General features: G+C 56.4%; 15 protein-coding genes. 13 read left to right on the top strand and 2 right to left on the bottom strand.

The features are described 5' to 3' along the window. The first annotated feature begins 19 nt into the window (after positions 1 to 19). From M4951_RS10980 to M4951_RS10970, 3 genes are all read left to right on the top strand, one after another. A complete protein-coding gene (locus M4951_RS10980; protein WP_262026529.1) occupies positions 20 to 1,726 on the top strand; it encodes a GspE/PulE family protein in 1,707 nt (568 codons plus the stop codon). Between the two features lie 24 nt (positions 1,727 to 1,750). Beyond that, positions 1,751 to 2,944, top strand: a complete 1,194-nt coding sequence (locus tag M4951_RS10975) for a type II secretion system F family protein (protein WP_262026528.1) — start codon at positions 1,751 to 1,753, stop codon at positions 2,942 to 2,944. A gap of 190 nt (positions 2,945 to 3,134) precedes the next feature. Further along, a complete protein-coding gene (locus M4951_RS10970) occupies positions 3,135 to 3,329 on the top strand; it encodes a hypothetical protein (RefSeq protein ID WP_262026527.1) in 195 nt (64 codons plus the stop codon). Between the two features lie 76 nt (positions 3,330 to 3,405). On the opposite strand, the gene M4951_RS10965 is transcribed toward M4951_RS10970, so the two are convergent. Beyond that, positions 3,406 to 5,169 (bottom strand): ABC1 kinase family protein, encoded by a 1,764-nt coding sequence (locus M4951_RS10965; protein ID WP_262026526.1) that lies wholly within the window; start codon positions 5,167 to 5,169, stop codon positions 3,406 to 3,408. 140 nt (positions 5,170 to 5,309) lie between these two features. Here M4951_RS10965 and M4951_RS10960 point away from each other — a divergent pair, with 140 nt between their 5' ends. From M4951_RS10960 to M4951_RS10925, 9 genes are all read left to right on the top strand, one after another. Beyond that, complete coding sequence (locus tag M4951_RS10960; protein WP_262026525.1) at positions 5,310 to 6,590, top strand: PQQ-binding-like beta-propeller repeat protein; 1,281 nt, start codon at positions 5,310 to 5,312, stop codon at positions 6,588 to 6,590. Between the two features lie 129 nt (positions 6,591 to 6,719). Next, positions 6,720 to 7,649 carry a hypothetical protein gene (locus M4951_RS10955; protein ID WP_262026524.1) on the top strand — a complete coding sequence of 310 codons (930 nt, stop codon included), beginning with the start codon at positions 6,720 to 6,722 and terminating at the stop codon, positions 7,647 to 7,649. Between the two features lie 91 nt (positions 7,650 to 7,740). Then, entirely contained in the window at positions 7,741 to 8,244 is a 504-nt protein-coding gene (locus tag M4951_RS10950) for a MarR family winged helix-turn-helix transcriptional regulator (RefSeq protein WP_262026523.1), read from the top strand. Beyond that, on the top strand, positions 8,241 to 9,521 hold the full coding sequence (locus M4951_RS10945; RefSeq protein WP_262026522.1) for an efflux RND transporter periplasmic adaptor subunit: 1,281 nt from the start codon (positions 8,241 to 8,243) through the stop codon (positions 9,519 to 9,521). The genes M4951_RS10950 and M4951_RS10945 overlap by 4 nt, the downstream gene beginning before the upstream one ends. A gap of 9 nt (positions 9,522 to 9,530) precedes the next feature. Continuing rightward, complete coding sequence (locus M4951_RS10940; protein ID WP_262026521.1) at positions 9,531 to 13,358, top strand: efflux RND transporter permease subunit; 3,828 nt, start codon at positions 9,531 to 9,533, stop codon at positions 13,356 to 13,358. Between the two features lie 113 nt (positions 13,359 to 13,471). After that, positions 13,472 to 13,789 carry a pentapeptide repeat-containing protein gene (locus M4951_RS25640; protein WP_410050425.1) on the top strand — a complete coding sequence of 106 codons (318 nt, stop codon included), beginning with the start codon at positions 13,472 to 13,474 and terminating at the stop codon, positions 13,787 to 13,789. Positions 13,790 to 14,363: 574 nt separating this feature from the next. Further along, on the top strand, positions 14,364 to 15,299 hold the full coding sequence (locus M4951_RS10935; protein WP_262026520.1) for a DUF1559 domain-containing protein: 936 nt from the start codon (positions 14,364 to 14,366) through the stop codon (positions 15,297 to 15,299). Positions 15,300 to 15,342: 43 nt separating this feature from the next. Then, entirely contained in the window at positions 15,343 to 15,822 is a 480-nt protein-coding gene (locus M4951_RS10930; protein ID WP_262026519.1) for a hypothetical protein, read from the top strand. A gap of 11 nt (positions 15,823 to 15,833) precedes the next feature. After that, the gene (locus tag M4951_RS10925; RefSeq protein WP_262026518.1) at positions 15,834 to 17,210 is read left to right on the top strand and encodes a PepSY-associated TM helix domain-containing protein; all 1,377 of its coding nucleotides are present in this window, start codon (positions 15,834 to 15,836) and stop codon (positions 17,208 to 17,210) included. Between the two features lie 133 nt (positions 17,211 to 17,343). On the opposite strand, the gene M4951_RS10920 is transcribed toward M4951_RS10925, so the two are convergent. Then, entirely contained in the window at positions 17,344 to 18,255 is a 912-nt protein-coding gene (locus M4951_RS10920; RefSeq protein ID WP_262026517.1) for a metallophosphoesterase family protein, read from the bottom strand. Between the two features lie 672 nt (positions 18,256 to 18,927). On the opposite strand from M4951_RS10920, the gene M4951_RS10915 reads away from it, so the two are divergent. Beyond that, positions 18,928 to 20,487: a hypothetical protein gene (locus tag M4951_RS10915; RefSeq protein WP_262026516.1), complete on the top strand. Its 1,560-nt coding sequence runs from the start codon at positions 18,928 to 18,930 to the stop codon at positions 20,485 to 20,487. Positions 20,488 to 20,842 lie beyond the last annotated feature (355 nt).

Raw genomic sequence — 20,842 nt, 5'->3', positions numbered from 1 at the left:
GCCCACCACGAGCGCCCCGATGCGATTAGGTAACGTCCTCACCAAACGAGGGTTCGTTACGATCGAGCAGTTGGAAGGTGCGCTCGACTACCAAAAGAACAAGGGAAAGAGCAAACTGCTCGGCGAGATTCTCGTCGAACTTGGCTACTGCTCCGAAGATCAGATCATCGAGTGCCTGGCGGTCGAGTACGGCATCCCCTACGCCAAGCTCGAAGCGCGATTGTACGATCCCAAAGTAATCGGGATCCTACAACGCGAGTATATCGAAAAGAACCTGGTTCTCCCGCTCTTTTTGATCGACGACGTCCTGACGATCGCGGTCACCGAGATTTCCAATCTCTTTTTGATCGACGAAATCCAGACGCTCACCGACAAGCAGGTGCAAATCGTCGCGTCGTCTCCGCGAGACGTCCGCCGGATGATTCAAAGCTTGCCTGACTCGAAGGTGTTCGTCATCGACGACATCATCGAGGATAGCGATCAGTCGGAAGTGACATTGATTGAGGATGCGATTGAAGACATCGGCGATGTCGAGGAAATCGCCGGCCAATCACCGGTCATCCGCCTGGTCAACTACATCATCTACAACGCGGTCAAAGAGGGCGCTAGCGATATTCATATCGAACCGGCCGAACGCTGCATGCGCGTCCGTTATCGAATCGACGGCAAGCTGCACAAATCGCTCGAAGTGCCGCAACATCTGCTGAACGCAGTCAACAGCCGTATCAAAATCATGGCCGGACTCGACATCAGCGAGCGCCGCTTGCCGCAGGATGGCCGCGTGCACGTCATGCTGGACTCGCGCAAGATCGATTTGCGCGTCAGCACGTTCCCCGGGAACCGGGGCGAAAAAACCGTGATTCGCGTGCTCGATACGAAAAAGGTGACGTTGGTGCTGAAGCACCTGGGGTTCGCCGAAGATATTCTCGATCGGTTCATGGCCAACATTCACGCTCCCAACGGAATCGTGCTAGTGACCGGACCGACCGGTAGCGGTAAGTCGACGACGCTCTATGCGGCGCTCAACGAAATCGCCACTATGGAAAACAACATCTGCACCGTCGAAGACCCGATTGAATACCACATTCCGCTGATCAATCAGTTCCAAGTGCAAGAACGCGTCGGTCTGACTTTCTCGAAAGCGCTCCGCACGCTGCTTCGCCAAGATCCCGACGTCATCATGGTCGGTGAAGTTCGCGATGAAGAAACGGGGCGCACCGCGATCCAAGCGGCCCTTACCGGGCACTTGGTCTTCAGCACGCTCCACACCAACGACGCCGTCTCGGCCGTGACGCGATTGATCAACATGGGCGTCGAGCCTTATTTGATCGGCGCTGCGCTCAACATGGTTTTGGCGCAGCGTCTGGTCCGCAGCATCTGTCCAAAATGCAGCGAATCGTACGAACCGCCGCGCAACTTGCGAAAAACGCTCGACCGGATGGGCTACGAAATCCCCGTATTCCGCAAAGGCATCGGGTGTCGCTACTGCCGCAATTCGGGTTATAGCGGTCGACTAGGCGTCCATGAAATCTTGACAATCGACGATGAACTGCGTGACGCAGTCGTCGCAGGAGTGCCGATCGGCGAACTGCGCCGCATCGCGATTCGCAGTAAAAATTTGATCACGATGCAGCATGACGGCTTCCGCAAAGTTCGTGAAGGAATCACGACCATTGAAGAAGTGCTGCACGCCACCGGCGACGTTTCGATGACCGGAACAACCTAACCCAAGTCGCCAAGAGCCCCAATCATGTTGACTTACGCTTACCAAGCTCGCGATTCTCTCGGCCAGGTGCACGAAGGCGCCGTCGACGCCGGTTCGCCCGAAGAAGCGCAGATGATGCTGCACCGCGACGGGATGCATGTCTTGTCGCTTGAACAAGAAGCGGAAGCAGGCTCGCTCTTTCCATCTCGAATCAGCAAGTCGGACATCATCTATTTCACCAACCAGTTGGCGGTAATGGTCGATACCGGCATCAACCTTTCTACAGCGATCGAGTCCGTCTCGTCTCAAGAGAAGAACGAAGCGCTCAAGACGCTGCTGGTCGATATCCGCCGCAACGTCGAGTCAGGCGAAGACTTTTCGGCGGCATTAGGGAAGTATCCGAAGCATTTCAACAAGACCTATATCTCGCTGGTCAAAGCGAGCGAACAGACCGGCATGCTGGGCGAAATGCTCGAGCGAATCGCCGCTTACATGCGAAACGAGGTCGAGATTCGCAACAAGGTCCGCGCAGCGCTCGCCTATCCAGCGGTGATGGTCGTGCTCGCCACCGCGGTCACGATTTTTCTGCTGACCTATGTCCTTCCCAAGTTCACTCCGCTGTTTGAGCGCAAAGGAGCGAAGTTGCCGACGCCGACCATCATCATGATGGCCGCTTCCGACATCTTGCTCGACTATTGGTGGGCCTGGCTGACCGCGATCATCGCCGCTAGCGTTAGTTTTTACTTTTTCCGCAAGACGGAGCGCGGCCGCAAAACGATCGACGGCGTCAAGATTAGCCTGCCGATTCTCGGTCCGCTGCTGCGAAAAATCACCATCGCGCGCAGTCTCAGTACGCTGGGAACGTTGGTTCGTGCCGACGTGCCGGTGCTGATGTCGCTCGAACTGACGGCCGATATCAGCCAAAACTATTACTACGACAAGCTCTGGCGGAACGTGATCGACTCGGTTACGTCCGGGAATCAAATCCATGAGACGCTCGCCAAAAGTAAGTTGATTCCGCCGACCGTCGTCCAAATGATCTCGGCCGGTGAAGAAACGGGACGTCTGGAAGAAGTCCTCAACAAGATTAGTCGGCACTACGACCAAGAGGTCGACCTGTCCATCAAAACGGCGACTAGCCTGATCGAACCGTTGATGATCACCGTCATGGGCGCAGTGGTCGGCGGCATCGCAATGGCGTTGTTGTTACCCATCTTCTCGCTATCACGGAACGTCTAGCGCAGGCAGACGGCGCCGACTTGCTAGCGAAAACCGCGACAGCAGCCAGACATGGTTTGCGCAGGCGTCAAAGTTTCTCATTCGCGCCGCGCGATCTTTCTTCGCGGCGCTTCCGCGCGTGCACAGCAAGGGCTGCGCTGGTCGATCTTCGGTAGACAGCCATGAGCCAACCATCGACGAGGAGCACCCCTTGCTAAAGTTACCGCTGGGCAACAATATCGTCGAAGAGATCAACGCTCGCCAAGACTACGTATTGGAAGAGTTGGACGTGCTGAATCGCCGTCTCGAAGACTTGCTCGCGTCTCTCACCGCTCGCCCCACCACCGAGCCAAGCGTAGTGCCGATCCCCGTCCCGGTCGAAGAAGACCGACGCCGCGCGGCGTAGCGTCAAATGCATTCTTTTTCGTAGCTCGATGCGCCAGTGAGAAAAATGCGGCGCTAAGTATCTTCGCTGCTTTTCTCTACTCAGGCCGATCCAAGTGCCCTGACTTGTTGATCGCCAGCAGTAGGCGCAATGAGATGCCGAAGCTGATGATGAGGCCGGACATGCCCATGATCGAGATATCGCGCATGCCCATGTAGGCGTTGTCTTCCACGAGCCGAGGTTGCGGCGCGGTCGGTGATTCTGGCGAGTCGTCCACCGACTGCTCGATCCGCGGCGGATGGTGAAACATCAGCGGCGGCACTTTCATGCTGAGCATCAGCGCCGAACCAAGAAAGAGCGAGCTGGCGACAATCCCGGTCACCAGCCGATTGACGGTCGGCCCCAACATCCGGTGATCCAGATGCACATCAAAGCGGCCAGTTCGAACCTGCTCGAGCATCTCCGACAAACGCCGCGGAGCGACTTCGGCCAGACGTTCCATCTCGCGATAAAATCGGGTCCACTTTCGCAAGCGGCGCCGCGGCGAGAACCGCTTCATCATGATCCGGCGACGATGCTTCTGCAGCAACTGAACAAGATTAAATTCGGGGTCAAGCAGTCTGCCGGTGCCGTCGAGCATCACCATCGTCTTTAACAACATCGCGACCTGCGGCGGCAAGGCAATACTATAACGGCGGATGATCTTGAACATGTCGTTGATCACTTCGCCAAAGTTCATCTTCTCGAGCGGACGATGCGCGTAGTCGCCGATAAAATCCGAGATTTCGCGGCGCAGGCTGTTATCATCCAATTCCTTCGGCAAGGTTCCCCACCGCATGATGACGCTGCTCAGCATGTCGGCGTCGCCGCTGGTCAGACCAACTAGCAAGTCTTCCATCTCTTCCCGCAGACGATCATCGATCCGACCCACCATCCCAAAATCGAGCAAGCCGATCACGTCGCCTGGTAACACCAAGATGTTACCGGGATGGGGATCAGCATGATAAAAGCCGTGGTCGAAGATCATACTGACATAGAGTTCGGCGCCGCGACGCGCGACCTCGGCGAAGTCGACCTCCATCTCCTCCAGCGCTTCGCGCTGCGACAGTTTGACTCCTTCGACGTATTCCATGGTCAGCACGCGAGAGGTGCAATACTCGGAATAGACGGCCGGAATCAAAACCGTTTTGTCGTCGCTATACTGCGCCGCAAACTGCAACATGTTCCGCTCTTCGCGGCCATAGTCCAGCTCGCGTCGCAAGGCGCGTTGGAACTCGGCGACGGTGGTCGCGGGACGATAAGGAGCGAACTCTGGCAAGCGCTCGGCCAGCGATGCGAAGCCAGCCAAGATGTCGAGATCTTCGTTGACCTTCTTTTCGATGGCGGCGTGCTGCACTTTTACGACGACCGTCTTGCCGTTGAGCAGTTCGGCCAAATGGACCTGCCCGATCGACGCCGACGCGATCGGCGCGACGTCAAAGCGAGCGAAAATCGATTCGATCGGCTGACAAAGTTCGGTCTCCAACGTTTTTTTGACCGCTTCAAACGTATCGGCCGGAACGTCGGCCTGCAGCTTTTTCAGTTCGTCGGCCAATTCGACGCCGACGATATCGGGGCGCGTGCTCAGAATCTGGCCCAGCTTGATGAAAGTAGGTCCCAGATCGGAGATCGCCATCCGGATGCGAGCTTCACGCGAGTACTTCGAGAGCAGCTCACCATCCTTCGCTTTCAAGATTCCCTTGGCAAAATCGAGATTCAATTGATGAATCCAATCGGCCAATCCATACCGGCTGAGCACCGTGAATATCTCGGTGCCGCGGTTCATGTTGCGGTAAAGCTGGGGGATGCTGGACAATCGCATGCAGTTTTCGCCTAGGAATGTTCTCCACTATTCTAGCTTACTTCACCCCTCAAGCAGCACCCGCTTTGCTTGACCTGCCGCCCCAAATGCCGGAAACTAGACCATCTTGGTCGTTTTTTCCGCCTACCGAGACCGAAAACATGCCTTCTCGTATCCTGTTCAGCTCCCTGCTGACCGCCGCTGCCTGCCTAACAATCCTACTGACGCCGACTTTCGCGCAGGCCGAAAACTGGCCTGACTGGCGCGGTCCCAACAACGCCGGCATTAGCCACGAAAAGAACCTGCCCACGCAATGGTCGAAAGATCAGAACGTCGCGTGGCGCGTTGAACTGCCTGGCGCGGCCGGCGCGACTCCCGTGATTTGGGGTAACCATATCTTCTTGACTTCGGTCGAGGGGGACAATCTGGTCCTCCTCTGCTTAGACACCTCCGGCAAGCAGCTTTGGAAGAAAGCGGTCGGCAGCGGTAATCGCGTGGTGCGAAGCGACGAGGGGAACTCCGCTTCGCCTTCTCCAATCACCGATGGCAAGCATGTCTGGTGTTTCTTTACGACCGGCGATCTGGCCTGTTTTGACTTCGCCGGCAAAGAGATTTGGAAGACCAACGTCCAGGATCGCTTCGGCAAGTTTGATATTCAGTTTGGCATGACGTCGACTCCTGTTCTCGACAACGGCAAGCTTTACTTGCAATTGATCCATAGCGGCGGCGCCAAAGTTGTCGCACTCAATGCGGAGACCGGCGCCGAAGTATGGCAAGTCAAACGCAAGAGCGACGCCTACGCCGAATGCGAACATTCCTACGCATCGCCAATGATCTACGACGATGGACAACTGAAATTTCTCCTCACGCATGGCGCCGACTACTCGATCGCCTATGACTTGGAAAGCGGTAAAGAACTGTGGCGCGTCGGCGGATTGCATCCGCCGGCCGGCTATGACGAGACGCTCCGTTTTGTCGCTTCGCCGTTGGCCGCGCCCGGTTTGATTGTCGTGCCGTCGGCCAAACGCGGAATCCTCGTCGCGGTCAAACCCGACTCGCGCGGCGATATCACCGACAAAGCCGATCGTTACCTCTGGAAGTTCGACACGACGCCGGACGTCCCTTCGCCGCTAGCAGTGGGCGACTATGTTTATCTCTGCCGTGAAAACGGCAATCTGATTTGCCTGGATCGCAAAACCGGCGAGGAGTTATACGAAGAACGAACCCACCGAGACCGCCATCGCGCTTCTCCCGTTTTTGGCGACGACAAGATCTATCTCACTAGCCGCGACGGCCAAGTGACGGTGGTCAAACCAGGTCCCAAGTTCGAGATTCTGGCCGAAAACAAGCTTGACGAAGAAATTTCGGCATCCCCGGCGATCTCGGGGGGGCGGATTTATCTTCGCACGTTCAAGGCGCTTTGGGCGATCGGTCCTCAGTAGTTCGGCAAAAACCGGCTGCAATCCGCTTGGTTTTCTGAAATCCCAACCCGTCCTACGCCGATACGTCGGCTAGGGCGCTGCTCGTTACCTTTTTATTCCGCTATCACTAGCGTCACCTGAGAAGTTGTTATGCCACGCATTTTGGTCTTATCGATTATCCTTAGTCTCGCTTCCTTCACTCAATTTGCAGCGGCCCAATCCCCGATTGTGCCTGGATCCGGCACGCGGATTTGGTACGACGACTTTGAAAATGAAGAGTGGGCCTACATTCCCAACAATCCCAAAGCAAGCCACGAGCAAGACAATCAAACTCGCTTGCCAGGCGGAATGTCGAACAACAAGATGTGGGGCGAAAGCTCCAAGCGTGGTCACCCCGATCACATCGAACGCTTCCATACGCCCCCAGACGGCATCCCAGGGAGCGAGGGCTCGCTGCTGATGATGACGCTGCAGTCGAACATCCCTGGCCGTCCCAACGGCAAGTTGGGACAAGACGATCTGATCTGCCGCATCCCAGGCTCCTATTCCGCCGGCTCGTATCCCAACTGCGTCGTTCGCGTCTATCTGCAACCATTTGAAAAATGGGAGCAATACACGGCCGCAGCTTCGTTTGGTTTCCGCGCCACCGTGACCGGCAGTCGCCGCAAAGCTGGCGGCGGCGGATTATTCAGTTCGTCCAAGACCGAACGCGAACAAAGCTGGCCCGGCATCTTCATTGAACATCGCATGACCGAAGAAGGCTCGCGCGCATTCTGGGTCATTCGCGGATCGGAGCGCGGCGATTATCGCGGCCCTGAAATCACCGAGACCGGCTGGTACACGATCGGCATGTCATTTACGCCGGATGGGCGTTGCCACTATTACATCTCGGAAGGGGTCGACAATCTGACGCCGCAGGACCTGATCGGCTCCCACAAACCCTACAATTTCACGGTCGAATCGGTGCAGGGGATGTTTTTTAACATCTTCAACCATGATGACGGTAAGAGCTGGTCCACTCCGTGGATTATCGATGACCCGTCGTTTTACGTCGGTCGGGGGGGTGGGCGAAGCCGGTAATAATCGGCAGCTCTTTCCAGATTGCTCTTGCGATCCATTCTCGCTAGCGAATAATTATGTTAGCCAGGCTAACTAATCCTTCGCGAGAAATATGGACCCTCTACACTACGACTTTCACGCGAGCATCGGTTATTGGATCGGGCTCACGGCGCATACGATGCAGCAAACGCTTGACGAGCGTTTGGCGCCGTTTGGCATTACGTTCCGCCAGTTTCAGGTTTTGGCCTGGCTGGTTCATGATCGCGAACTAACCCAGGCCGATCTCGCGAAGCGGCTGATGATCGAACCGCCGACCCTGGCGGGCATCTTGTGCCGCATGGAGGCGATGGGCTGGATCGTGCGGAAAACGGCCGCCAATGATCGCCGCCGCAAACTGATCACGGTTTCTCCCGGCGCCGCGCCGGTATGGCGACAAGTGGTCGACTGTCTGATTGAGTCGCGTCAGGAAGCGACCGCCGGCATGACGCGAGCAGAGATCGACCAGCTGCAATCGCTCTTGAAGCGAGTTCTGAACAACCTATCCCCACCCGCGTCCAGCCCCACGCTCTTGATGGACGCCGCTCTCACCACTCAGCAACAGGAATCGCCGCAATGACACGCTCTTTGTTCTTCAGCGCCATGTTGGCGATAGCGAGCGTCACGACAGCTCTAGCGCAGCCCGCCGCGCCGGTCGTGATCGCGCCGCTGGAAGAAGCGGAAGTTTCCTCCAGTCAGGCGTTTGTCGCCACCGTGATGCCGCGCCGCGAAGCGGTTATCGGCAGCGCCGTTGCGGGCCGCGTCTCGGAGTTCTACTTTGACGAAGGAGACGCCGTCGAAGCAGGGCAGCCGATCGCTCAAATCTTGACCGAAACGATCAAGTTGCAAATCGCCGCCGCCAAAGCGGAACTCGAACTTCGCACCGCCGAGTTGGAAGAACTGAAAAACGGCAGCCGTGAAGAAGAGCTCGCCCAGTCGAAAGCGGAAATGATGTCGGCCAAAGCGCGTAAGGACTATCTGGTCGCGCGCCGCAATCGAACCGCCGATCTCTACGAAACCCGCCGTGTCAGCTCCAAGGAAGAATATGACGAAGCGATCTCGGCCGCCGAAGCCGCCAGTGAAGCGTTCAACGCCGCCGAAGCGGCGCACGGCTTGATGGTGAAGGGACCGCGGATCGAGAAGATCGCCCAAGCCCAGGCTCGCGTTCAAGTGCAAGAGGCCGTCGTCGGCGAGCTCGAAGACAAACTGAAGAAGTACACGATACGCTCCCGCTTTAACGGCTATATCAGCCGCAAACATACCGACGTCGGCTCGTGGGCAGAGCAGGGCGCCGATATGGTCGATGTCGTAGAATTGGACGAAGTCGATATTACCGCCTATGTCGCCGAACACCATGTGCCGTACGTCGTTCTCGGCGCCGAAGTCCGCATTGAAGTCTCCGCGATTCCCGATCGCATCTTCACCGGAACCGTCGTCGCAATCGTCCCGCAAGCGGATGTCCGAACTCGCACTTTTCCGGTCAAAGTACGTGTGACCAACGAAATTCAAAACGGCGTGCCGTTGCTGAAAGCCGGCATGTTGGCTCGCGTTCAATTGCCAACCGGCGGAACCAAGCAAGCGCTGCTTTGCCCGAAAGACGCGCTGGTGCTTGGCGCCGGTAAAGCGGCCGTTTATATCACTGCCCCCGGCCCCAACAACACGACCATCGTGCAATTGGTTCCAGTCCAACTCGGCGTCACCAGCGGTGATCGGATCGAAATCATCGGGCAAATTCCTCCCGGCAGCCAAGTCGTCACGCGCGGTAACGAACGACTTCGTCCCGGTCAGGCGATCAATGTGCTCGCTCGCACCGAATCGCTCTCTAGTCCCACCTCCACTAGTCGCGCTCCGCGTTAAGGCCCTGTCATGATCGACGCACTCCTCACAAACCCTGTCAAAGTCGCGGTCGGCGTCTTGCTGGTCTCGCTCTTCGGCGTGGTGGCGCTGCTCCGCATGCCGATGCAGCTGACGCCGGAAGTGGAAACTCCCACGTTGACCGTCGAAACCAAATGGACCGGCGCCAGCCCCCAAGAGGTCGAACAAGAGATCATCGTTGAGCAGGAAGAGCAACTGAAAAGCGTCGAAGGCATCAGCAAGATGACCTCCGAAAGCGCTGACTCGAAAGGGACGATCACGCTTGAGTTTCTGATCGGCACCAACATGAGCGAAGCCCTGTTGTTGGTCAACAGTCGCCTGGCTCAAGTTCCTGACTACCCAGAAGACGCCGATCAGCCGGTCATCACCACCAGCAACGCGTCCGACAAACCGATCGCCTGGTTCATGCTCAGCGCGCGGATGCCGAGCGAAGCCCAATACGCGAAGTTTGTCAGCGAACATCCCGATCAAGCGGAAGCCTTAAAACAGGCCCGCGCCACCGAAAACCCAGCCGTTTTGATGGTTCGCTTACGGAAGCTCGCGCTCACGTATCCCGAATATGTCAAGCTGCTCCCTCCCCCCATTTTTAATGAACAACAGCTGGACGCTTTCGCCTACGCGCATCCTCCGCTTGCGCCCGAACTGACGAAGGCCCGCGACGAAGTCGACAACAACGCCGAACTCCTCTATCGCTTGCAACTGCTGGCCCAAGATTACCCCGAATTCATCGAGCTTTGCTCTCCCAAGCAGTTCGACGTGATGAACTATCGCCGCTTCGCTGAGGATGAAATTGAAGCGCGATTCGAGCGCGTCTCCGGCGTTTCGCAATCCAACGTCAACGGCGGTCTGGAAGACGAACTGCAGGTGATCGTCGATCCCGAACTGCTCGCTTCTCGCCAAATCACCATCGCCGACGTTCGCCGCGTTCTGGTTAGTCAAAACCAAGACACGTCGGCTGGCGACTTCTGGGAAGGAAAACGCCGCTACGTCGTGCGTGCCCTCGGTCAATTTAAATCGCCGGAACAGGTCGAGTACCAATTACTCGCCGTTCGTGACGGAGCCCCCGTTTTTGTCCGCGATGTGGCGCGTGTCGAACTGGGACACAAGAAGCCCGATAGCGTCGTTCGCCGCTTTGGCGAATCGAGCATCGCGATCAACTGCATGCGCGAAACCGGCGCCAACGTGCTCGATGTCATGGATGGCCTGCAGGCGACCATGAATATGCTGAACGACGGCGTGCTGAAAGACAACAACCTTGAATTGACCCAAGTCTATGACGAGACCGACTACATCAAGTCGTCGATCCGGCTGGTGCAAGAGAATATCTTTGTCGGCGGCGCCCTGACGATGTGCGTGCTGATGCTCTTTTTGCACCTGGGCGCACGGACGCTGATTTTGATTCCGTTCGCCATGGCGTCGGCGATCGCGTCGGCATATCTCAGCCCCTGGTGGTTTGTCCTCTGCATGGCGATTTTGATCGGTTCCGGTTTCTGGTTCGCTCGTGGAGCGTTGGTCGTCGCACTGGCGATTCCGATCAGTATCGTCGGCACCTTTTTGATCCTGGGCGCCTTGGGGCGATCGTTGAACGTGATTAGTCTCGCCGGCATGGCGTTCGCCGTCGGGATGCTCGTCGACAATGCGGTCGTCGTGCTCGAGAATATTTACACCTATTACTCGAAGGGCTATTCGCCGCTGGCGGCGGCCGCGCGAGGAACGTCGGAAGTGTGGGGCGCCGTGTTCGCGTCGACCGCAACGACCGTCGCCGTGTTTCTGCCGGTCGTCTTCGTCCAGGAAGAAGCGGGACAGTTGTTCGCCGACATCGCGCTTGCGATCAGCGCCGCGGTCGCTCTGTCGCTGGTCGTATCGATCACCGTCATTCCAGTCGCCGCGTCCCGTCTCTTCAGCAAAGACGATGACAAAAACAGAGACGCCAACAAGCAAATCGGCGAGAAGCGAAACGCGCCTTCGGACATCGCCGCCGACGGTCATCGCATGGGGACCGTCGAACGTACGATCTCGCATACCGGCCAACGAATGGTCAACGGCATCGTCGGCCTCAATCGCTGGTTCCAGCATGGCGTCCTTCGCCGTCTGGTTTTGATTTCGGCCATTACCGCTGGCGCTATTTTCCTTTGCTGGGCGTTTTGGCCCAAGGTCGAATACTTGCCCAACGGCAATCGCAACCTGGTCTTCGGCGTGTTGTTGCCGCCGCCCGGCTACAATCTCGATCAGCTGATGGAACTGGGCGAAGTGGTCGAGGCCGACCTGAAACCATACTGGGACGTCAACCCGACCGATCCCGACTTCAATCAAGGAGAATTCCCCGCGATCCGCGACTTCTTTTTCGTCGCTCGTGGTCGCCAGGTCTTCATGGGCTTGCGATCGTATGACGAGCAACGGGTCGCCGACTTGATCCCCCTGATTCAAAAAGTAAGCGGCAAGCTGCCGGGCACATTCGCGGTCGCGTCGCAGTCCAGCTTGTTTGAACGCGGGCTGACCGGCGGGCGCAAAATTGAAATCGAAATCACCGGTCCCGAACTGCCGAAACTGGTGACGCTGGGCGGAGGCATCTTGCGGCAATCGGCCCAGCTGATTCCTAATTCGCAGATTCGCCCGGTCCCCAGTCTCGACCTTTCCAGCCCCGAAGTCCATGTGACGCCGCGCTGGGTGCAAGCGGCCGACATCGGTCTTTCCAGCACTGACATGGGCTACGCGGTAAACGCGCTGGTCGACGGCGCCTATGCCGGCGATTACTTCCTGGAAGGGAAGAAAATCGACGTCACGATCAAAGGTGAAACGCGATTCGCCGACGCGACGCAAAAGATCGAAGCGTTGCCGGTCGCGACTCCGCTCGGCTCGATCGTGCCGCTGGGGGCGATCGCCAACATCGAAATCAACAGCGGTCCCGAACAGGTCAATCATCGCGAACGTCTCCGGTCGATCATCATCGAAGTAACTCCGCCGCCATCCGTTCCGCTGGAAGAGGCGATGGATTTGATCACGTCCGATATCATCAAACCGCTGGAAGCCAGCGGCGAATTGGGCCAAGAATATCGCATTAACCTGGCCGGCACCGCCGACAAGTTAGGCAAGACCTGGACCTCGCTTCGTTTCAATCTGATGTTGGCGCTGCTTATCACCTACCTGCTGATGGCGGCCTTGTTTGAGTCATGGCTCTACCCGTTCGTAATCATCTTCAGCGTGCCTCTAGGCGCCGCAGGCGGGATCCTGGGGCTGAGCCTATTGAACGTCTTTGTGCTGCAGTCGCTCGACGTGCTCACGATGCTCGGCTTCGTTATTTTGATCGGCACCGTGGTGAACAACCCGATTTTGATCGTGCATCAGGCGCTCAACCACATGCGCGAAGATGGCATGAAGCTGGACGAAGCGGTGCTGGAAAGCGTCGGCTCTCGTATTCGCCCGATCTTTATGACCACCACGACCACGGTGCTGGGTCTGATGCCGCTGGTGATGTTCCCCGGCTCCGGCAGCGAACTTTATCGCGGACTCGGCAGCGTGGTCCTGGGCGGTTTGATCCTTTCGACCATCTTTACCCTCGTGCTGGTCCCCAGCCTGTTTAGTCTGACGGTCGAAACTTACGAAGCGTTGGTCCGGATGATCTGGGGCAAAAAGGGTAAGCTCGAAACGCCGCGCGTCACCCGCGCATTGCCGGACACGTCGCACGAATCGCTGCAAGAGACGGTGCATGACTTTGTCCTTACGGATCAAGGAACCAATGGCGCCAACGGTTCGCACGGGAAAAATGGAACCAACGGCACGAGTCAAACTGAATCCGAAAAAACCCAGCACGGCAGCTAAGTTACTCCAAGTCATTCCCAACTCACGCTAGGGCCAGTCCTCACCGACTGGCTCTTCTTCTTTGATCCCGCCGCAGCGTTGCGCAGAACCTGGACTCCCCGGACAGGACAAGGTTGGACAGGACAAGGTTGGACAGGACAAGGTTGGACAGGACAAGGTTGGACAGGACAAGGTTGGACAGGACAAGGTTGGACAGGACAAGGTTGGACAGGACAAGGTTGGACAGGACAAGGTTGGACAGGACTGGGTTGGACAGGACTGGGTTGGACAGGACTGGGTTGGACAGGACTGGGTTGGACAGGACTGGGTTGGACTGGACTGGGTTGGACTGGCCGCCGAAATTTTTGCCATCACATCTCCTCGCTTGCCTGTGCGTTAGTTTGGGGACATCTTCGCTGCGGCAGGCACGGCCTTCCCTACGGCTTAACTAGTTGGACCGGACCGCTGCTCGTTTTTTGGAAAGCTGCCCATCCTACCTGAGCGTTAATTTGGGAAGTTTTTGTAGGGTGCGTCTGGACGCACCAGAGCCTGCTTATAACCTGAACTCCCTCCCGCGTGAAAACGCAATTGCGCATCGCATTTCTACCCACTTCAACCGATTCGGCCGACGTGCGACTATGTTTTGCTGATGGATTCTCACCCTGGATTCGACCCGAACAGCGTGCGCTTTGTCGAGAGACAATTTTTGGCGCGGGGCTGAGTCGCAATTTTCAAAGGGCGCTGACTGGTCTTAGCAAACCGGCGATGCCGTTTCAGGCGGGTCGACCCAAATTCGGCTTATCATCCTCCCAATCGCAAATTGGCTTGCTGTAACAAAGAATGAGGGATGCGTAGTTGCGTGACTCCAGCTCGCCAGCTAACCTATTGATCAAGAGAATCAGTCTCACCGCACTGCGTGAAGTTGGGTTCTCTGACATCTTGACGACGCCAGCCTCTCTTGCAGCGCCAGCTTCTATCGTCCTCTTTGCTTCGCGCAAGCTTTCTTGAAATTTTTGAGGGAATACCATGCAAGCCTCTGCTCGCTCGACGCGTCGCGTTGGGTTTACGCTCGTCGAATTGTTAGTCGTCATCGCAATCATCGGCATCTTGATCGGCCTACTTCTCCCAGCCGTTCAGCAAGCTCGCGAATCAGCTCGACGGATGCATTGCATGAATAACCTGAAGCAAATGGGGTTGGCGATGCACAACTATTGCAATACGTACGGCAGCTTTCCGATCAGTCAAAGCTGGTCCCAACTGGGACCAGAGTATGCGATTTCGGCTTGCTGGGGCCGAGGCTTGCTGCCGTTCCTTGAACAGAGCAATATATCCGACAGTTACAACGACAAGCTGTCGCATCTTCATGCGGACAATCGTCCAGTCATTGGTGAATCTCTGTCGCTATTCAAGTGCCCTTCATCGCCTGCGCCTGCGGTAGTCGAGATGGAAATTGACCACGCTTCATTCCACTACGCCGATACGGTCGATGGTGAAAAAATCAAGCTCGGCGTCACGGAATACGGCTGCTCTTCTAATGCAAACGTCGACGGCGTCTACGAATTAGGATTGATGCCCTACAACGACTATTCGACCAAGATCGCCGAAGTAACGGATGGTTTGAGCAACACCATTCATGTCGCTGAAATCGCAGGCGGCGCAACGACGTATGACGCCAGCCATAAAGTCATCGGCGAAAACCTAACTTCTCTTCACTGGAGAGTGTGGTCGGGGTTCAGTCGGCTGTCATTGAGAGGCTTTAGCCTGGATGGCTTGACGCAATTCGGAGGAAATTGCGTGATCAATTGCAACAGCGGCGGCAGCAACCCCTATAGCTTTCACCCCGGTGGAGCCCAGGTTTTGTTTGGTGATGGATCTGCGCGACTTTTGGCCGCAAGTCTTGACATTGTGACGATGCAACGACTGGTCATGAAAAGCGATGGACAAGTTATTGAAAGCGATTAGTCGCCGCTGCTCACGTATCTCTACTTGGGAGTAACCATTCGCAATGTCCACCTCTGGAACCATTTCGTCTATCCTATCCATTGCCGTTTTCCTGTTCATTGCCGGATGCGGCGACAAAATGGATGACGGTTTGGTAAAGCAACAAGTAACTGGCCAGGTTTTGGTCAATGGAAATCCGGAAAAGGGAATCGTCGTGCAGTTCAAGCACACCGATCCCACCGTCACGAAAAACGCTTCTCGACCTGTCGCGGTCACGGACGAACAAGGGCATTTTCAGCTCTCCACCAACGGAGAGAAAGACGGAGCCGTAACGGGAACCTATATCGTCTCTTTTTTCTGGCCGGAAGGCGGAAACAGCACGCGAGATTTTCTAATGGGAAAGTATCTAAAAACGCAAGGCTCAGAGTATGAGGTCACCGTTGGCGATTCAAACGCCGATATCGAGCCGTTCAAACTCAACGCATCGGCGTCAGCCGTCGAAGCGGCGCATAAGGCTTTCCAAGCAAAAAATCTTCCCCAGTAGCTCTGCCGCCGATGAACGTAGAACAGAAATTGATTGCCGACAACGCCCAACGTAAAGTGATTGCGCCCTCCCCCAAACGCCTACGATTTGAATATCGAAAACTATTCTGGAAGTGGCACAAATACGCCGGATTGATCGGCGGACCGCTGTTCGTTTTGATCGCGTTAACCGGTTCTATTCTGGTGTTCTCTCCAGAAATCGACGACTGGCTCCGACCAGATGTAAAGACCATCCCCGCTCCCTCAACGAATTCTCCGCATGCCTCCGATCAGGCGATGGTCGATTTGGTTCAAAACCGTTTTCCAGATGAGCCGATCGTTTTGTATTGGCAAAGTCGCCAACACAATCACCCCTATGAATTTTGGCTGATAAGTAAGACCGAAAAAGGCGTCCACGAGATTTGGGTCAATCCCTATTCGGGTGAGATCGTCGGCGACCGCATGCGCGAAACGGCGTTTATTCGAATTGTAGAGCAACTTCATCGTCGGTTGCTGACAGGAGAGATTGGCAGCTCGATCGTTGAATTCATGACCGGATGGGGAATCGTCTTGACTCTGACCGGCGTTTTTATGTGGTGGCCCAAAACACGCAAAGGCTTGCGACATGGGTTGACCATCCCCTTACGGGGCTCCGCCTACAAAATTAATTGGCGATTGCATAATACGATCGGCGCCTGGTCAGCGGTGTTCGTCCTCTTGATGTGCCTGACTGGTATGGTCTTCTCGACTTACTCCGGCAAACTCTATCAAGCATTGCTGGCCGCCACCGGTGAACCGCTTGGCGCTCCGGCTCCAAAATCTACACCAGCCTCGGATCGACAAACTGGCGAAATTGATCCGCTTCTGGAAATTGTTCGAAACGACGCAGGCGAAGATCAGGCGTTCGTGATTCAGTGGCCGCGTACGCCAACGGCATGCTTTGTTGTTTCCAACTACCGTGAAGCCCGGCCGGAGTGGGCGGATCGCCATCATTTTCGTCAATGGCATTTCGATCAATACACCGGCGAACTGCTCGCTCAAACCACCTGGTCGGATTTGCATCCGATGTTGCAGTTTCGCAGTTTGAGCATGACCATTCACTATGGCTCTATCTTTGGCTTGCCAACCAAGCTGATAGCCATTTTCGCATGCTTGATGGTTCCTCTCCTTACGGTCTCCGGTTATCTCATTTGGTGGTGGAAGCGAAAAAACCGCAAGCTGTCGGCATCCCGTCCGCAAAGGTCAAAACTCCGAGCGGAAACTCGAGAAACGGCGGCGATGTCGCGAACTCTCGTTGCCTGCTTGATCACCGTTGGAATCATTTTTCCGACCATCGGACTTTCTTATTTGGCGCTACTTGTCTGGGAGATTCTGGCCAGTTTCCTCCGTTCGTATCGGCGGGCAAGTTGACAGGCCTGAAAGGGGCGCCTTTTCAAACGGACGCCTCTTCGACCGCCGCTTTCAAAAACGTCACCCCATCCCCCAAGGTGGCCTGACCAGTTTGTACAGAACTGGTTGGGGCACCCAGCTAACTGGTTCGCCGCTACCACTTCACCGCAAACACCTGCTGATGATTTTGATGACTTTGGTCGTGGGCTTGCAGTTCAAACTCAATGCCGCTGTTGTTCAGCCGGGCAAGCGTCCAGCCGTTGGGTTGGGCTGGATCGAAGACATAGGCGGACGCTGGTAGGTTGATCAGATGCAAATCGCCATCGCGGGTATGCGACCAGACGTGCGAATGACCGAAGACGTACGCTTTGACCTGCTTCTTGGCGTGCATTAACTCTAAGAATTTGGCGGTATCGAGAATTCCACCCCACGCTTTTCCTTCTGGCGGAGCAACCTTCTGCAGCGTGTGATGCGCCATCACGATCGCCGGCTTGTCAGCCCGAGCGTCTAACGCATCGCTCAACCATTTCAGTTGAGCGTCCCCTAGTTCGCCGGTCACGACGTTGGTCTTCATCAGCGAATCGAGCAAAAAGAAATTCGCGTACGGCGTTTCTAGGATGCTGACATGCTTCGACTCGACCGGCGGTTGCTCAGGCCGCTGCGTTTTCAGTGCGTCATAAAACGCAGGGATGTTGTCATGATTCCCCATCGTCATGTGCAGTTCCTGGTCGGCGTCGATCAGCGGCTGAATGCAGTTGGCGAAGTTGGCGTAATCGGCAGGCAGTCCACTTAGATAAGCACAGTCGCCGTTGAAGAGAACTGCGGCCGGTTTGCTCGGCAGTTGATTAATTTGGCCGACCGCTTGTTGCAGATTGGCCGTCATGTTGACTTCCCGCGCGGTGACCTTTGCGCTTTTGGGAATGTGCGTATCCGATAGCAGCGCCAGCGTCATGGACTCGGCGACTGGAGCGGCGTAGCCGATTCGCAAGACCGACACACCGGCCAACGCGGCGGCAGATTGCGATAAAAACTGACGACGATTAACGGAGGAGAGGTGAATCGGCATGGAAAAGTCCTGACCAAGTGGAGTGAGAATTGAAAGGGAACGCCCAGCGAGGATGCATCCAATTTGGACGCTATCGCTTGGCGGTTCCCCTTTATCATAGTAGATCGGCGATCCTCGATCAGCAGCACAGGCACGGTCTGCTGCTGGACATCACGCTTCGCTGGCGTTGCTGGCGACCATGGGGATTCTTTTGGAGAGCCGCGGCTCGTCCTGTTGGCGTCTGGGCGGTCCTTCGGCGCTTCACACCGCTTACAACAGAGCCGCAGCGCCCCCGATTCCCGATGAACGACTCCCAATCTATTGTGCGTAGTCGTCTCGAAACGAGGTTTCCCCCAAGTCGATTTTCCAGCCTTCGCTGCCGAGATTGGACGACCCGCCCGCTAGCATTCAATTTGGGCAATTTTGGCAGACCTTTCGCCCCTTTGAGGATCGCGCCAAATCTCCGGTCGCGCGATTTTGGTGAAAATGTGCGGCTCGTTCTGAAAGTGCTGGTTAATGCGAGCGTTTCGTGCCGATGGGTGGTGGTGAAGGTATCGAAAATACGCCTCGCAGTCATCGTATCGATTGTTCGTCTCCTAAGGCGGGCAATCAACGGAGCGCGTGGACCTGGCATTTGGCCCGCCTTCGTCTCCACAACGATAAGACAGCCTTTCGTCTGCGAAAGAGGAACCCATGAGAGCCCATAGTTTGTGGATCGTTTCCTTAATGGCGATGCTCGCAGCATCGACGGATGCGGTCGCGCAGAAAGCCACGTATGCGACCGGCTCCGACCAGCAGGATTCCGCAGGCCAACCCTCCGGCATCGCCTACCTGGCAAGCGGCCAGTGGCGTGAGCCAGTGGTTGACAACGCACCGTCACCAGCCAACGCCAGCAGATACGCCCAGCAGGGCCAATATCCGCAGCCTGGTCAGTACCAACAACCGATGACGCCGCACCCCGGCATGATGGCTCAACCCGGCATGCAGCCGAACATGATGCCGCAACCTGGGATGGGCTACCCCGGCATGATGCCGCAGCCTGGCCGATATCCGGCGATGCCTCCAGGAGTTGCTCCGGCTGGTTTCAATCAGTCGCTGGGTGGTCCCCCGATGCGAGACCCCAACGTCCAACAAGCGTCGTACGACAACGGAAATTGTGCGACTTGCGGCGGATACGGCTGCGATAGCTGTCGCGGTTCTGGTTGCGGTTGCGGCGGTGCAGGCTGCGGAGCTTGCAGCGGTTTGCTGGGATGCGGTCAGTACTGCGGCTTTAGCCGCGGCATCGGCAACGCCTGGGATTTGTCAGAATATGGCGGCCGTTGTGCTCCTCGTTACTTCGACGCCAGCGCCGAGTTCACCTACTTCAAACTCGAGGGAAACACGCCGAACCGTGCTTTCGCTTCTCAAAACATCTTGGGCGCCACGGTGCTCAACAGCAACCAGCTCAACTTTGACAACGAAGCTGGCGTCCGCTTTATGATGAACTGGATTTGCTTTGCCGGTTCGACTCTGGAAGTCAGCTACATGGGTATCGGCAACTGGGCCAGTTCTTCCACCGCGACCGGCGCCGGCAACCTTTACTCGCCGCTGTCGAATTTTGGTAGCGATCCGCTGGGCGGCTACTCAGAATCGGATATGTCGAATCTCGCCAACCTGTCGATGTCAAATCGCTTTGACACGGTCGAAATCAACCTGAAACGAGGTTGGACCGGAGCCGGGTGCTGGTTCCAAGGATCGTGGTGGGGCGGCTTCCGCTACTTCCGCTTGAGCGAAGACTCGAACTACGTGACGCAAGGAGCGTCGGGATCGATGAACTACGCGTGTAACACCGACAACGACATGTACGGCGCCCAGCTGGGTGGTGACTTGACGACTCGGCTAACGACGCGGTTGAGCCTGAGCGGGTTCCTGGAATGCGGTATCTATGGCAATCGCGGCGTGCAGTCGACGACGATCTTGTTGAATAACGCCGGCGGCACAGCGACAGTGTTTGAAACTGCCGCCGCCAACCGAGCGTCGATGGTGACCGAAGGCGGCGTACACGGCAACTTCAAGATCACGCCCAACATGGCCCTAAAGCTTGGCTATCAGGTGGTTTACGTCAACGGCGTTGCGTTGGCGATGGACAACTACAACTTTACGACCGGGTTGGGCGCCGCGCCGGCCGCTTTAGCGAGCCGCGGCGTCTTGGTGGACGACAATGGATCGGCTTTGTACCACGGCCTAACAGGCGGTTTCGAGCTGGTCTGGTAGCTGTTACCTATTGATACTAAATAAGTTACGAAAAGGCCGGCGAATCTCGCCGGCCTTTTCTTTTTGCACTTCTCGCACCAAAAATGGGGAACTCAGCCAGAGTTGCCCACGTCTAAGTCGCGTTGCCAAGTCTTTCCGATCCCCAAAGACTAAATGTCTGGGTAATTTGACAAGACTGCGTAGAGGTCCGTTGTAATCGGTCGTCGGGGCAACTAATTTTGTTACTACGGCTTGGATTCCCCTCTACCGACTTATCGTTGTCGGGATATCTGGCTGATCCCAAATAATTCACCCGCTCCTCACCACCGTCAGACCTGACAGCCATAACGCTCAGCATTCTGCCATTCGTTTCTCT

This window comes from Blastopirellula sp. J2-11 (assembly GCF_024584705.1).
In the GTDB taxonomy this organism is placed as follows: Bacteria; Planctomycetota; Planctomycetia; order Pirellulales; family Pirellulaceae; genus Blastopirellula.
The sequence above is the reverse complement of the archived record's forward strand: the minus strand, read 5'-3'. Positions and strand labels throughout refer to the sequence as shown.

Excerpts from the sequence above, each read along its gene's own strand:
- M4951_RS10980 (WP_262026529.1), top strand. The coding sequence starts at position 20 with ATGCGATTAGGTAACGTCCTCACCAAACGAGGGTTCGTTACGATCGAG.
- M4951_RS10975 (WP_262026528.1), top strand. The coding sequence starts at position 1,751 with ATGTTGACTTACGCTTACCAAGCTCGCGATTCTCTCGGCCAGGTGCAC.
- M4951_RS10965 (WP_262026526.1), bottom strand. The coding sequence starts at position 5,169 with ATGCGATTGTCCAGCATCCCCCAGCTTTACCGCAACATGAACCGCGGC.
- M4951_RS10960 (WP_262026525.1), top strand. The coding sequence starts at position 5,310 with ATGCCTTCTCGTATCCTGTTCAGCTCCCTGCTGACCGCCGCTGCCTGC.
- M4951_RS10955 (WP_262026524.1), top strand. The coding sequence starts at position 6,720 with ATGCCACGCATTTTGGTCTTATCGATTATCCTTAGTCTCGCTTCCTTC.
- M4951_RS10950 (WP_262026523.1), top strand. The coding sequence starts at position 7,741 with ATGGACCCTCTACACTACGACTTTCACGCGAGCATCGGTTATTGGATC.
- M4951_RS10945 (WP_262026522.1), top strand. The coding sequence starts at position 8,241 with ATGACACGCTCTTTGTTCTTCAGCGCCATGTTGGCGATAGCGAGCGTC.
- M4951_RS10940 (WP_262026521.1), top strand. The coding sequence starts at position 9,531 with ATGATCGACGCACTCCTCACAAACCCTGTCAAAGTCGCGGTCGGCGTC.
- M4951_RS10935 (WP_262026520.1), top strand. The coding sequence starts at position 14,364 with ATGCAAGCCTCTGCTCGCTCGACGCGTCGCGTTGGGTTTACGCTCGTC.
- M4951_RS10930 (WP_262026519.1), top strand. The coding sequence starts at position 15,343 with ATGTCCACCTCTGGAACCATTTCGTCTATCCTATCCATTGCCGTTTTC.
- M4951_RS10925 (WP_262026518.1), top strand. The coding sequence starts at position 15,834 with ATGAACGTAGAACAGAAATTGATTGCCGACAACGCCCAACGTAAAGTG.
- M4951_RS10920 (WP_262026517.1), bottom strand. The coding sequence starts at position 18,255 with ATGCCGATTCACCTCTCCTCCGTTAATCGTCGTCAGTTTTTATCGCAA.
- M4951_RS10915 (WP_262026516.1), top strand. The coding sequence starts at position 18,928 with ATGAGAGCCCATAGTTTGTGGATCGTTTCCTTAATGGCGATGCTCGCA.